The 13014-nt window shown below is 68.7% G+C and carries 15 protein-coding genes and 1 tRNA gene; 8 read left to right on the top strand and 8 right to left on the bottom strand.

Annotated features, from left to right (window positions below; genetic code table 11):
• Positions 1-88 precede the first annotated feature (88 nt).
• Positions 89-370, bottom strand: a complete 282-nt coding sequence (locus tag BMZ69_RS29510; protein WP_092163585.1) for a hypothetical protein — start codon at positions 368-370, stop codon at positions 89-91.
• Between the two features lie 109 nt (positions 371-479).
• Here BMZ69_RS29510 and BMZ69_RS29505 point away from each other — a divergent pair, with 109 nt between their 5' ends.
• Positions 480-980, top strand: coding sequence for an MgtC/SapB family protein (locus tag BMZ69_RS29505; protein WP_092163584.1), 501 nt, complete (start codon positions 480-482; stop codon positions 978-980).
• An 83-nt stretch (positions 981-1063) separates the two neighbouring features.
• Positions 1064-1492, top strand: coding sequence for a hypothetical protein (locus BMZ69_RS29500; protein WP_092163583.1), 429 nt, complete (start codon positions 1064-1066; stop codon positions 1490-1492).
• A 17-nt stretch (positions 1493-1509) separates the two neighbouring features.
• On the opposite strand, the gene BMZ69_RS29495 is transcribed toward BMZ69_RS29500, so the two are convergent.
• Both BMZ69_RS29495 and BMZ69_RS29490 read right to left on the bottom strand, forming a co-directional pair.
• Positions 1510-2136, bottom strand: coding sequence for a Vgb family protein (locus BMZ69_RS29495; protein WP_092163582.1), 627 nt, complete (start codon positions 2134-2136; stop codon positions 1510-1512).
• A gap of 38 nt (positions 2137-2174) precedes the next feature.
• Complete coding sequence (locus BMZ69_RS29490) at positions 2175-3395, bottom strand: helix-turn-helix domain-containing protein (RefSeq protein ID WP_092163581.1); 1221 nt, start codon at positions 3393-3395, stop codon at positions 2175-2177.
• A gap of 127 nt (positions 3396-3522) precedes the next feature.
• On the opposite strand from BMZ69_RS29490, the gene BMZ69_RS29485 reads away from it, so the two are divergent.
• The 6 genes from BMZ69_RS29485 (at position 3523) to BMZ69_RS29460 (ending at position 7887) form a co-directional block, all read left to right on the top strand.
• Positions 3523-4314: a DUF899 domain-containing protein gene (locus BMZ69_RS29485; protein ID WP_092163580.1), complete on the top strand. Its 792-nt coding sequence runs from the start codon at positions 3523-3525 to the stop codon at positions 4312-4314.
• Positions 4302-5138: a DUF2182 domain-containing protein gene (locus BMZ69_RS29480; RefSeq protein WP_092163579.1), complete on the top strand. Its 837-nt coding sequence runs from the start codon at positions 4302-4304 to the stop codon at positions 5136-5138. The genes BMZ69_RS29485 and BMZ69_RS29480 overlap by 13 nt, the downstream gene beginning before the upstream one ends.
• A 172-nt stretch (positions 5139-5310) precedes the next feature.
• Entirely contained in the window at positions 5311-6399 is a 1089-nt protein-coding gene (locus BMZ69_RS29475) for a branched-chain amino acid ABC transporter substrate-binding protein (RefSeq protein WP_244543618.1), read from the top strand.
• Positions 6400-6549: 150 nt separating this feature from the next.
• Positions 6550-6750 carry a hypothetical protein gene (locus BMZ69_RS29470; RefSeq protein WP_092163577.1) on the top strand — a complete coding sequence of 67 codons (201 nt, stop codon included), beginning with the start codon at positions 6550-6552 and terminating at the stop codon, positions 6748-6750.
• Between the two features lie 95 nt (positions 6751-6845).
• Positions 6846-6936: transfer RNA gene (locus BMZ69_RS29465), tRNA-Ser, on the top strand.
• Between the two features lie 201 nt (positions 6937-7137).
• Positions 7138-7887: a DUF2161 domain-containing phosphodiesterase gene (locus BMZ69_RS29460; protein ID WP_092163576.1), complete on the top strand. Its 750-nt coding sequence runs from the start codon at positions 7138-7140 to the stop codon at positions 7885-7887.
• Here the strand turns inward: BMZ69_RS29460 and BMZ69_RS29455 are convergent.
• The 5 genes from BMZ69_RS29455 to BMZ69_RS29435 form a co-directional block, all read right to left on the bottom strand.
• Positions 7821-8876 carry an NAD(P)H-dependent flavin oxidoreductase gene (locus BMZ69_RS29455; protein ID WP_092163575.1) on the bottom strand — a complete coding sequence of 352 codons (1056 nt, stop codon included), beginning with the start codon at positions 8874-8876 and terminating at the stop codon, positions 7821-7823. The genes BMZ69_RS29460 and BMZ69_RS29455 overlap by 67 nt on opposite strands.
• A 129-nt stretch (positions 8877-9005) precedes the next feature.
• Complete coding sequence (locus BMZ69_RS29450; protein ID WP_092163574.1) at positions 9006-9236, bottom strand: tautomerase family protein; 231 nt, start codon at positions 9234-9236, stop codon at positions 9006-9008.
• A 29-nt stretch (positions 9237-9265) separates the two neighbouring features.
• Positions 9266-9976, bottom strand: coding sequence for an SDR family NAD(P)-dependent oxidoreductase (locus BMZ69_RS29445; RefSeq protein WP_092163573.1), 711 nt, complete (start codon positions 9974-9976; stop codon positions 9266-9268).
• Between the two features lie 149 nt (positions 9977-10125).
• A complete protein-coding gene (locus BMZ69_RS29440; protein WP_092163572.1) occupies positions 10126-11061 on the bottom strand; it encodes a LysR family transcriptional regulator in 936 nt (311 codons plus the stop codon).
• Positions 11062-11144: 83 nt separating this feature from the next.
• Positions 11145-12863, bottom strand: coding sequence for a Na/Pi cotransporter family protein (locus tag BMZ69_RS29435; protein WP_092163571.1), 1719 nt, complete (start codon positions 12861-12863; stop codon positions 11145-11147).
• Positions 12864-13014: the final 151 nt, after the last annotated feature.

Genomic DNA, 13014 nt, shown 5'->3' with positions numbered 1-13014 from the left:
GCCCGAAAGCTCGTCACAATCCTCAACGCCGTCATCCGGGACAGACAACCATGGCGCGAACAAACCGCTTGACCAACAAGACAGTCGCTCACCCCAGCCGCCGATCCCGCTCATCGACAATCCGCTCCACGATCTCCAAATGCTCCGCCAGCAGCCGCTGCAGCGGCCCCATGGCCCGGAACGCCCGCTGGTCCTGCTCTTCCTCGCCTTGCTCGGCCCAGGCGGCGATCGCCGCGTCGGCGGCGGCGAGGTGCTCGGCTGACAGGGAGGGCGGCGCAACGCCGGCTTCCGCGACGAGGCGCCTGGCGATCTGATGGCGCAGCGCTTCCTCGCGTTGCAGCAGCGGCTCGAGCGGGTCGGTATAGGGCATCTCTCGGACCTCGCGGCGATCGGGCTTACGCGGCCGCGTCGACGGCGCGGCAACACTGCGCTTCCTCGCGCGTTCACGCCCGAAGGGCAATCGCTGCGGGGAGGGCGCCATGAGCTTCGAAGGGCTGGGTCTCGGCGGGCTGAGCTTCGACATCTGGGCCGAGATCGACCTCCTGCTGCGGCTGCTGGCGGGGATGGCGGCCGGGATCGTCGTCGGCTGGGAGCGCACCGGCAAGCAGCGCGCCGCCGGCATCCGCACTTTCGGGCTCGTCGGCCTCGGCACCGCTGCGGCCGCGACCATCTTCAGCGGCGCGGACCAGGTCGACGCCGCCAGCCGCGTCGTGCAGGGGCTGGTCACCGGCATCGGCTTTCTCGGCGCCGGCGTCATCGTGCTGCGCAAGGGCCATACCACGCCGCAGGGTCTGACCACGGCGGCGGCGATCTGGGTCACCGCGGCGCTCGGCTGCGCCGCCGGGCTCGGCGACTACGCCATCGTCTTCTCGGCGACGCTGCTTGCCGTCGGGCTCCTGTTCCTCGACCATTCGATCGAGCGTCGGGCCGGGCGGCCGAAGCCGTCCGGGGATGGAGGCGGCGCGGAGGGAACCGGCTGATGCGCCGGGTTGCGCTGCGCCACTCCCATCATGGCGTGGCATCCGGCAAAGTGCCCGTGCGGGCGGGAAGACGAGGGCAAGCGATGATGGTACGTGCGATGATGTCCGCCGCGCTGGCCATGCTGGTGCTGGCGTCTCCCGCCGCAGCCCAGATCGGCACGCCGGGCAATGCGCCGCTGGCGCCGGGCGGGCCGCGCCAGGGCCTGGGGCCGCCCTCGATCTTTGACAGCACACCCGACATCAGGCTGCACGCGCCGGGACCCGGCGGCCTGCCCGGCGCCGGCCCGCCCGTCGACTATGGCGGCACGCCGCGGGGCGCACCGCGCTCGCAGAATCCGATCACCATGCCGCGCTACGGGGCGGTCGATGATCCCTCGCCGCGCAGAGCCGTCGTCGCCTATTGCAAGACGCCGCGCCGGGCCTGCGCGGCGCCGAGCCGGGCTCGGGCCGGCGCGGCCTGCTCCTGTCGCCTGCCGAATGGGGGGCGGCAGCGCGGGCGAGTGGTTCGCTGATGCGGCACGTTCGGCTGTCAGCGCCTCGCCACCGCCCTGACCACGCCGTTCTTGCCGCCGCCACCGCAATAGAAGCGGTCACCGCCTGCTTCCAGCCCGGCGACGAAGGTGCCCTCAGGCATGCGCATGGCGTCGAGCACCTCGCCGCTCTCGGGGTCGACCCGGCGGATCTCGCTCTCGTCGTCCTCCCAGGTCGCGTGCCAGAGCTCGCCGTCGCTCCAGGTCACGCCGGTGACGAAGCGGTTGGATTGCAGCGTGCGCAGCACCTTGCCGGTCTCCGGATCGATCTGGTGAATCTGGCGCTCGCGATAATGGCCGACCCAGAGCGTGCCTTCCGCCCAGGCGAGGCCGGAATCGGCGCCGCCGGCTGGCGCGGGAATGGTCGAGAGCACCATGCCGCTCTCCGGATCGATCTTCTGGATGCGCTCCTCGGCGATCTGGTAGAGATGCTTGCCATCGAAGGCAGTGCCGGCATGGGCGGGAATATCGAGGCTGCGGGTGGTCTCACCGCTCTCCGGATCGAAGGCGTTCAGCTTGTCGCCCGAGGCGAACCAGACTTGTCTGCCGTCATAACTGACGCCATGCACGGCCTCCACGCCGGGGAAGGGGCCGTATTCGCGAAGGATGGTGGCTGTCCTGGTCATGAGATGATCTCCTCTGTTCGGTTGGTCCGACACGAGGTCTAGCCATCCGGCAGAGGAGCCGGGAGTAACAAGGCTGTCGGGAAACCGGGCACCGGCGGCGTCAGCCAGCGCCGTGCCCGCGCCTTGCCGAAGGACCGGATTTTGCCCGCCTCGGCGAGCGTCTCCAGAGCACGCTGCATGTTGCGCTGGCTGGTGCCGAGCGCCAGCGCCAGCGCCGAGCTCGACCAGGCCTCGCCGTCGGCCAGCAAGGCGAGCACGTCGGCATGCGGCTCCTCCAGCGGCTGCGCCAGCACCGCGACCTCGCAGCTCCGATGCGGCTTCAGGGCAAAGCCGCACTGGGTCGCGTTGATCTCCGCTATCCCGTGCAACTCGGCGCGCAGCCGCCCGATCTCGACCCGCAAGCGGGCGCGATGCGACTCATCCGCCTCCTTCGCCCGGAAGGCCCGTCGCAGCAGGTCTTCGCGCGAGGCGTCCGCCGGCCAGGCTTCGGCAAGGGCACGCGCGAGCGAAAACAGCACCGGCCGCGTCGCCAGTGGCACGGTCGTGCCGGCTTCGCGCACCACATTGCGGCAGGCATCGACGACGAAGCTGCCGGAGGCGAGCAGCGCCGCGACCTCGCCCAGCATCAGCGGGCGCTCCTGGCCCCGGATGATCGATCGCGCCGCCGGCGCCTCCAGCACGCGTGCGGCGGCCTCGACCTCGGCCACCAACGCCGGGATGCGGGCGCGTCCTGCCGCCTCTGCAGCGCGTTCGAAAGCCGCACGGGCGCCCTCAGCCTGCAGACGCCGCAGCGCGATGCCGCCGGTCGCGAGCGCGCGGGCAGCCTCCAGCGCCGGCGGCAGCGGCGCCTCGTCGAAGCCGCCGAGCAGGCGCTCGGCCTCGCCGAGCCGGCCGATCAGCAGCAGCCGGCGCAGCTCGATCGTGCGGGCATGGGCGGCATTGAGCCGGTCGCCATAGGTCTCGAGTACGAGGCGCGCCGCATCGAGCGCCTTCACCGGCCAGGACAGATCGCGCGAGACCAAAGCGATCTCCGCCTCGGCCAGGATGCAGCGCGCCCGCGCCACCGGTTCTTTCGCCCCGAACCCGTGGCCTGCGCGCTTGAGCAGCGCCTTTGCCCTGGCGAGGTCGCCGAGCTGCGCCATGGCGATGCCGCGCAGCGCCAGCGCCGGCGCATCTTCGCGCAGCGCGACGCGGTTGAGCGCCCCGAACGGATCGCCGGCGGCCAGCGCCCGCCCGGCCGCCGTGATCAGCGAGTCCATGCCGTCACTCGAAATCCCGCCAAACTTGTCACTCCCGCTCCCTGTCGGCCCGGGCCTACCCCTGCTTCCGACGCCGCATCGCGAGACGGCGAGCGGCGAATGTCAACCGACGACAGGAGCAAGCATCATGACGGCTCATCACATCGGAACGCGCGAGGACTGGCTCAGGGCCCGGCTCGACCTGCTCGCGGCCGAGAAGGCATTGACGCGGCAGAGCGATGCCGTGGCGCTGCAGCGCCAGGCTCTGCCCTGGGTCAAGGTCGACAAGGACTATCGCTTTATCACCGAGGCGGGCGAGGTTGGCCTCGCCGACCTCTTCGCCGGGCGCTCCCAGCTGCTGGTCTATCATTTCATGTTTGGCCCGGATTTCGCCGCCGGCTGCCCGTCCTGCTCGCTGATCGCCGACGGCTTCAACGGCATCCATGTCCATCTCGCCAACCATGATGTGACACTGGCAGCGGTGTCGCTGGCCTCGCTCGACAAGCTGGTCGCCTTCAAGCGGCGCATGGGCTGGAGCTTCCCCTGGGCCTCCTCGGCGACGGGCGATTTCAACTTCGACTTCAGCGCCTCCTTCACCGAGGAACAGGAGCGGCAGGGCAAGGTCGACTATAATTTCCAGCGCGAGCCGCAGGTCGACTGGAGCAGCAATGGCATCGTTTCGGGGCTCGCCGTGCAGAGCGGCACGACGCCGTCGGGCTATATGCGCGAGCGGCCGGGGATGAGCGCCTTCATCCGCGAGGACGGCGCGATCTATCACACCTATTCCAGCTATGCCCGCGGCATGGACGCGATCTGGAGCATGTATCCCTGGCTCGACCGCGCGCCGAAGGGACGCAACGAGCCGACCGGGCCCTGGTGGCGTCTGCGCGACGCCTATGAGGTGCCAGCAGCCGGCAAGGCCCAGTCATGCTGTGCCTGAGCCCGAGGGCGCATGCTGATCGCGGAGCGCCGGACAGTCCGTCCGGCGTCTCCGTCGCCGATGCAGGCCGCGTCTTTCGCGCCATCTGCACCCTGCTGTTCGTTGCCAGCGCGAGCGCGACCATCCTGATCTGCCGCGCCATGGCCGATATGGGCGAGGTGCCGATGGCCGGCGGCTGGTCGATGTCGACGGCCTGGACGCCGCTCTGCGGTGGCTCCTGGCTCGCTGCCGTCGCAGCCTTCATCGGCATGTGGGCGGCGATGATGACAGCGATGATGCTGCCCTCGCTGACGCCGTCGCTTTGGCGGCTCCGTCAGGGCGCGGCGGCAGCAGGCGCCGTCCGTCCGGGCTTGCTCGCCGCACTTGCCGGCCTCGCTTATCTCATTATCTGGACCGCGCTCGGCCTGGGGGTCTTCGCTGGCGGCGCCCTGTTGCTGGAGGCTGCCCTGCGTTGGCCGCAACTGGCTCGTGCGGTGCCCTTCGCTGCCGGCCTCGTGGTGATCGCAGCTGGTCTCTTCCAGATGTCACGCTGGAAGCTGGCCATGCTCGCTCACTGCTCGCATGCGGCGGGGCAGGTCATCGGCGCGGCAGCTGCGATCGGGCACGGGCTCCGGCTCGGCCTCGTCTGCTGTGCCTCCTGTGCCGGATTGACGGCGCTGCTGCTCGTTGGCGGCGTGATGGATCTGCGCGGCATGGCTGTCGTCGTGCTGGCGATCACCGCCGAGCGACTCGCGCCGGCCGGCGAACGCATCGCCTGCGCCGTCGGCGGCCTGATGCTCGGGGCGGGGCTGGTCCAATCGGCGCAGGCGCTCTGGCAGCCTTGAACGCCCCGCCATGCCTGCCATGCATTTTTGCATCTGCACAGAAACGCGCCACGCAGTGCCGCGCAGCCTCGCTCTGGCCTATACAGGTCGCAGGCGATCCACGGATTGGGTCGCACGCAAAGATTGCACGGCTAGAGAGGAAACGCAGATGACGATCAAAGCCAGATTCCTGATGGGAGCGGCCTTCGCCACGGCGCTGCTCGCAGGGGCGCCGGCGCGCGCCGACATCACCATCGGCCTGCTCGCGCCGCTGACCGGCGCCGTCGCCGCCTATGGCGACCAGGTCAAGAACGGCGCCCAGGCCGCCGTCGACGCGATCAACAAGAAGGGCGGCATCGGCGGCGAGAAGGTCGTCCTGAAGCTCGCCGACGATGCCGGCGACCCGAAGCAGGGCGTATCGGCCGCCAACCTCCTGGTCGGCGACAAGGTCCGCTTCGTCATCGGTCCGGTGACCTCCGGTGTCGCCATGGCGGCTTCCGACGTCTTCGCCGAGAGCGGCGTCTTGATGGTGACGCCGACCGCGACCTCGCCGGCCCTGACCAGCCGCGGCCTCGCCAACGTCTTCCGCACCTGCGGCCGTGACGACCAGCAGGCCGAAGTCGCAGCCGGCTATGTGCTGAAGAACCTGAAGGGCAAGAAGGTCGCCATCGTCCACGACAAGGGCACCTATGGCAAAGGCCTCGCCGATTCCTTCAAGAAGGGCATCAATGCCGGCGGCGTCACCGAGGTCGCCTATCTCACGGTGAATCCCGGCGACAAGGATCTTGCGGCGGTGATCACCCGGCTAAAGTCGGGCGGCGCCGAGGTGATCTATTTCGGCGGCTACCACCCCGAGGGCGGCCTGCTCGCCCGCCAGCTGCACGATGCCGGCGTCAAGGCGACGATCATCGGCGGCGAGGGGCTCTCCAACACCGAGCTCTGGGCGATCGGCGGCGACACCGCGGCCGGCACGCTCTTCACCAACGCGACCGACGCGCTGAAGAACCCGGCCTCGGCCGAGGCCGTGGCGGTGCTGAAGGAAAAGGGCATCCCGCCGGAGGCTTTCACGCTCAACGCCTATGCCGCAGTCGAGGTGCTCAAGGCCGGCATCGAGAAGGCCGGCAAGGACGCCAAGGCCGATGCGGTCGCCAAGGCGCTGAAGGCCGGCCTCGAGGTCAAGACCGCGATCGGCACGCTGACCTATGGCAAGACCGGCGATCTGAGCTCGCCGAGCTTCTCCATGTACAAATGGGAAGCCGGCAAGATCGTCGCGGCCGATTGAGGACGCGCCTCCACGGACGAGGGAAGGGCTCGCGGCTTGCCGCGGGCCCTTTTTCGTTGCGCATAGCGCTACGCCACTCATCTGAACGCGCCGTTCGGGAACCGTTCAGGCGCTGGGCCGTTTTCTCCGCCGACCGAACGGGAACTGCCCATGCCAGTCGCCGATGCCATTGCCGCCAGCAAGCCTCTCGCCAGGCCATCCGTGATCGCGATTCGGCGCGAGGTGGACGGCTATGGCATCCGCTTCGGCCTGAACGAGGCCGAGGATGCGGCAATGCCGGGCCCGGTCTTTCCAACGCTCGACGAGGCGATGGCCTGGATCGAGCGCATCGACCGCGCCGGCGGCCATTGAAGCGCCTGAATCCGGACGATCTGCCCGATGCCTGTCGATCGATCGTCGGGACGGCTTGTCAAAGCGGGTTGGGATCGGGCATAGAGCCTTCCAACGGAGACGTGGCCGAGAGGCTGAAGGCACTCGTTTGCTAAATGAGCATACCCCACAAGGGTATCGAGGGTTCGAATCCCTCCGTCTCCGCCATTTTTTCACCTGACAACGGCCCGTCGCCCCGCCTCAAACTGCAGCGGGAGCGAAGGTGCATGAGCGACGGGCATGACGTCTTCGATGTCTCGGTCTAGCTGCGAGGCCGGCGTCGGGTTTTCGATCCAAGGCAGCTGCCGCGTTCGCCTCTCGGAAACCTCTCGGCCCTACACTCCCGCGCCAGCCGTCAGGGGATGCCGCTTGGAAACAACCCTCTACCCTCCCGTCAAACGCTTCCTCGAAGAGCTCGGCTATGCGGTGAAGGGGGAGATCGGCCGCTGCGATCTCGTCGGGCTCAGGGAGGGCGATCCCACGGTCGTGGTGATCGGCGAACTGAAGCTCGCCTTCAATCTGGAGCTCGTCCTGCAGGGCGTCGACCGGCTGCGCCTCGGCGACGAGATCTGGCTGGCGGCGCCGCTTTCGGCCAGGGGCAAGGGTCGCGAGAGCGACCCACGCTATCGCGATCTCTGCCGCCGGCTTGGCTTTGGCCTGCTCGGCGTCAGCAACACAGGCCGCGTCGAGGTGCTGGTCTCGCCGACCGCGCCGACGCCGCGCAAGAATCCGAAGGCGCGCTCGCGGCTGGTCGACGAGCACCGGCGGCGCAAGGGCGATCCTGCTGCCGGCGGCAGCACGCGCCGGCCGATCATGACGGCCTATCGCCAGCAGGCGCTCGCCTGCGCGGCGGCAATGAGCGCTTCACCGCAGCGCCCGCGCGATCTCAAGCCGTCCTGTCCCGACGCGCAGAAGATCCTGCACCGTAATGTCTATGGCTGGTTCGAACGGGCCGAGCGCGGCGTCTACGGATTGACCGATGCCGGCCGCAGCGCACTGGCGCAATGGCAGACGACCTTTCCAGCGGTCGAGGTCGAGCACCGCGGCATCCGTCAATCGTCCAGCCCCGCCAGCCTCCGCGTCAGCGCCGCTGACGACATCGGCTTGGCGAGCGGATAGGACTGGCCGGCCCAGAGCAAAGTGAAGTCGTCGCGGCCGGCCGCCTCGGCGGCGCTGCGCAGCGGCCCGAGCGCCGTGCCGGCGGTTGGGAAGGCCGGTGCGAGTTCGGAGAGCGGGCCGAGTTCCGCCATGGCGCGGTTGACGATGCCGCGCGCCGGCCGGCCGGTGAACAGGTTGGTGATCGCGGTCGGCCGCTCGCCCATGCCGAGCGCCTTGCGGTAGATCGGCGAGATGCTCGCCTCTGGCGTGAACAGATAGGCGGTGCCGACCTGGACGGCGGCTGCCCCGAGCGCGAATGCAGCCTCCACCCCGCGCCGGTCCGTGACGCCGCCGGCGGCGATGACCGGAACGGAGACCGCATCGACCACCTGCGGCACCAGCGCGAAGGTGCCGACCTGCTCCGAGATCCGGTCGTTGAGGAAGATGCCGCGATGGCCGCCGGCCTCGGCGCCCATGGCGATGACGGCGTCGACGCCATGCTCGGCCAGCCAGCGCGCCTCAGGGACCGTCGTGGCGGAGGCGATGATCCTGGCGCCGGTGCGCTTGACGCGGTCGAACAGCTCCGGCGCCGGCAGGCCGAAATGGAAGCTGACGACCTCCGGCCGATACTCCTCGAGCACGGCCGCCAGCGCGGCGTCGAAGGGCGTGCGCCCGCTCGGCGTCTTCGGCATGTCCGGATCGAGCCCCGCCTCGGCATAGTAGCCGGACAGGTGCTTCAGCCAGGCCGCCTGCCGGGCCGGATCGTCGGCCGGGGGCGTATGGCAGAAGAAGTTGACGTTGAGCGGGCGTCGCGTGCCCGCCCGCACTGTGTCGAGCGCGGCCCGGAGGCCGGCCTCGTTGTACTGCGCGCCAGCCAGCGAGCCGAGACCTCCGGCTTCGCTGACGGCGATCGCCATCTCCGGCGTCGAGGCGAGGGCCATCGGCCCCTGGATGATCGGCAATTCGATGCCGAACAGGTTGAGCAGTCGCGCTTGTGCGGTGCTGGTCATGATCGCTTCTCGCAAGAGCGGACGGGCAGCAGCCAATGTCTGCCGCCGCCCGTTGGTTTCAAAGGCCAAGCTCAGCCCATCCGCAGTGCAGGATTGGGCAAGACCGGTTCGAGATCGCTGGCGGCGAGACTAGCTCGCCGCGCGTCGCTTGCGGTATTCCGGAACGGGCAGGCCGCCCCAGCCCCAATTATCGAGCTCGACCTCCTCGATCACGACGAAGGTCGCGTCGAGCGGTTTGTTCAGCACGTCGAGCAGGAGCTGGCTCGTACCCGCGATGAGCCTGGCCTTCTCTTCCGCAGTGGCGGCGTTGCGGCCCGGCCCGGAGCCTTCGCGCGTGATCTGGATGGTGACGATCGGCATGGAAGCCTCCTCTGGCTTGGCGTGATCAGTCAGTGGCCGGCGCTCTGGCCGCCGTCGACATGCAGGATCTCGCCGGTGACGAACGGCGCGCCCTCCAGGAACAGCACGGCGTCGACGATGTCCTTGACCTCGCCCAACCGCTTCACCGGATGGAGGTTGGCCAGGAACTCATGCGTCTGCGGCGCGTGCATCGGCGTCTTGATGATGCCGGGCGAGACCGCGTTCACCCGGATGCCCTGCGTGGCGTATTCGATCGCCAGCGCCTTCGTGGCCGAGTTGATGCCGCCCTTGGTCAGGTTGGCGAGCACGGTCGGGACGCCCGCGACGGCTTGATCTGTCAAGCTGGTGGTGATGCTGACGATGTGGCCGGAGCCCTGCTTCAGCATCGCGACCGCAGCCTGCTGGCTGATGTGGAAGAAGCCGGCGAGATTGGTCGCGATCTTCCCCTGGAAATCCTCGGTCGTGTAGTCGGTGAAGGGCTTGGCGATGAAGATGCCGGCATTGTTGACCAGCGTGTCGACGCGCCCGAAGCGGGCGAGTGCCTCGCGGACGACCCGCTCGGCGGTTTCCGGGTCGGCGATGTCGCCGGGGATCGCCAGGACGTCCGGATCGCTGCCCTGCCTGATCGAGCGCGACGTCGCGACCACACGATAGTTGCGGTCGCGGAAACCCTTGACCAGTGCAGCGCCGATGCCCTGCGAGGCGCCGGTGACGATGGCGACCTTCCGTTCGTTGCTCATGATGATCCTCACTGTCTGGTCAGCGAGCAGGATTGCCGCTGATGGCCATGTCCGGCCTGGTGAGGGGAATTTGGAGCGTACCGCCAAGCGATTGAATGCCCGCTGATCGGCAGTCATTCTTCCGAATGAAGGAAGAATGACTGCGAAGTTCAATCGCCTAGAGCGAGCGCTTCGGCTGACAATCGGTCAAAAGCCGCGCGTAGGGGCGGCACTGCGAAATCCAGGAAGGCGCGGACCTTCGGGACGGCGCTTCGCCCTTCCGGCATCAGCAGGTTGACCGGCCGCGCCGGCGGCTCGGCATTGCGCAGAAGAAGGCGGAGCGAACCATCCTCTACACGTTCGGCAACATGATAGGAGTAGAGGCGGGTGACGCCGAGGCCATCGATGGCCGCCCCGCGCGCGGCGCGCACGCTGTTGACGATCAGGCGCGGCTTGAACTGGACCGAGCGGGGAACGGCTCCTCCCTTCGCCGGCGGGAACACCCAGGCGTCGCGCCCGAAATCGGTACAGGCGATGATGGTGTGCTTGAGCAGATCGCCCGGCTCGTCGATGCGCGGATGTTGGGCGAGATAACGCGGCGAGGCGACGATGACCGGCCTGACGCCGTCGCCGATATGGACCGCCGTCATCGCCGAATCCGGCAGCTCGGCGATGCGCAGGGCGATGTCGATGCCTTCCTCGACCAGGTTGGCGAGGCGCACCAAGAGGACGAGATTGACGGTGACCGCCGGATGGGCCTCGACGAAGGCGTCGATGATCGGGCGCAGGATTTCTTCGCCGCTGATCGGCGGCGCCGTGATGGTCAGTGTTCCTCGCGGAGCGGTCCGCTCGCCGGTGCCGACTGCTTCGAGCTCCTGCAGATCGGCCAGGACGCGGCGGCAGAGATCGGCATAGCGCTCGCCGGTTTCGCTCAGGCGGATCGAGCGGGTCGTGCGATGCAAGAGCGGCGCGCCGGCTTGCTGCTCCAGGAAGGCGACGGCCCGGCTGACGGCGGCCGGCGAGCGGCCGAGCAGGCGTCCCGCGCCGGCGAGGCTGCCCTCGTCCAGCGCGGCGATGAACACCTTCATCGCGTCGATGCGGTCCATGATGCCCCCGAGCCTCTGGCGATAAGCTCGGTCAATCGTACAGACTGTCAAGCGCAGGCGCCGCCAGCCCAAACCTCGCCGGGTCAGGCTGGCTTGCGCGGCAAAGTGAGGCCGTAACTCTCCTGGGCAGGCTGCTCCTCGGCCTTGCGCAGCCTGGTGTCGCTGAGCTCGTCGGCGGCTTCCAGGATCGGATAGGCGATCGCAGTGATATGGCCGTGGATGCGCTTGAGATCGCGCAGCACGTCGAGATGGATCGACGAGGTCTCGAGCGATTCGGTGATGCCGCTGCGCAGCCGCTCATAGTGCTTCTCGGTCGCCATGCGTTCGGCCAGGCGCATCGCGCTCTTCTCGTCGAAGAGCTGGCGGGCGAGGGCGATGTCGCGCGAGGCGAGCACATTGAGCGAAAGCTGCAGGCTGTGGCTGACCCGGGCGTGGAAGTCGCGGATCTCGGCGAGACCTTCCTCCGAGAAGCGGTAGCCCTTGCGGATCTTCTTCTCCGCCAGCTCGCGCAGGTTCTTGTCGATGATGTCGCCGATATGCTCCAGATTGGTGGTCGCGGTGATGATCTCGAACAGGCGCCGGCTGTCCTCCTCGCAGAGCGGGCGCCGCGAGAGCTGGACGAGATAGAGCTTGATCGCCTCGTGGATCGTGTCGACGCCGTCATCGGCCGCGGCGATCTCGCGCGACAGCGCAAGCTTGTCCTGCTGCAGCAGGACAAGCAGGTCCTTCAGCATGGTGTCGACGCGGTCGCCGAGATGCAGCGTCTCGCGCTGGGCGCTGGCGAGCGCTTCCGACGGGCTGTCGAGCAGGGTGGGGTCGAGATAGAGCGGCCGCGTGCGCTGCTCCGCTTCGGGCGCGGCCGGGGTCAGGCGCGTGACGAGCGCGGCGATCGGGCCGGTAAAGGGCAGGAAGGCGAGGGCGCCGACGATGTTCAGCGCCAGATGGATCTCGACCGCCAGGCGCGCGGGGTTCTGCGACAGCTGCGCAAACCAACCCGCCAGCGGCTTGGCGAAAGGAATGACGATGAGCGCGATGAGGATGCGCGTCAGCAGGTTGGCGAGCGCGACGCGCCTTTGCACGACCGGCGTACCGAGCTGGTCGATCACCGGGACCAGCGCATTGCCGAGATTCGCGCCGACGATCAGGATCAGCGCGGTCGGCGCCGGGAAGAGGCCACCGGCCCAGAACGAGGCGATCAACAGGACGATCGCGAGGCTGGAATGCGTCAGCCAGGTCGCCGCGACCGTGATCGCGACGGCGAGCAGGGGCTCGCTGGCCAGGGCCTCGAACGCCATGCGGAAGACCGGCGACTGCGCCAGCGGGGCCGAGGCGGTCTTGAGCTCGGCGAGCGAGAGCAGGATCAACCCGATGCCGACGATCAGGCGGCCGATGTTGCGGGCGCGGTTCATCGCCTCGTTGGCGAGATAGAGCGCGACGCCGACGGCCAGGCACGCCCCCCAGAGCCAGCCGAGCTCGAACGAGACCAGGAAGGCGGCGAGCGCCGTGCCGACATTGGCGCCGAGCAGAACGGCGAAGGCCATCGGCAGGCCGATCAGCGCCTGCCCGGCGAAGGAGGAGAGCAGCAGCGTGGTCGCCGTCGAGCTCTGCAGGATCAGCGTCACGACCGCCCCGCTCGCCATCGCCGAGACGCGATTGCCGGTGAAACGCGCGATCGCCTGCCGCAGCGACGATCCGAAGGCCCTCGTCGCACCGGTTCGCACCAGCCTGACCGCCCAGATCAAGAGCGCCACCGAGCCGGCGAGGTGGATCAGGATGGCGGTGGTGCTCTCGGCGGCGTTCATCGTGGGGAAGGCGCTCCTTCAGGCGGGAATCGGGGAAGTGAAGCGGCGGACGATGCCGCAAATTTAGTTAGCCGTCTTATAAAATCGGCGTCAGAAATCGTCTACTCTCGCGGGGATCCTAAACGGGATGGGGAACGATTGGTGGCCACGC

The sequence above is a fragment of the Allobosea sp. CRIB-10 genome, from assembly GCF_900112185.1.
Classification (GTDB): domain Bacteria; phylum Pseudomonadota; class Alphaproteobacteria; order Rhizobiales; family Beijerinckiaceae; genus Allobosea.
This window is presented reverse-complemented; position numbering and strand designations above follow the sequence as displayed.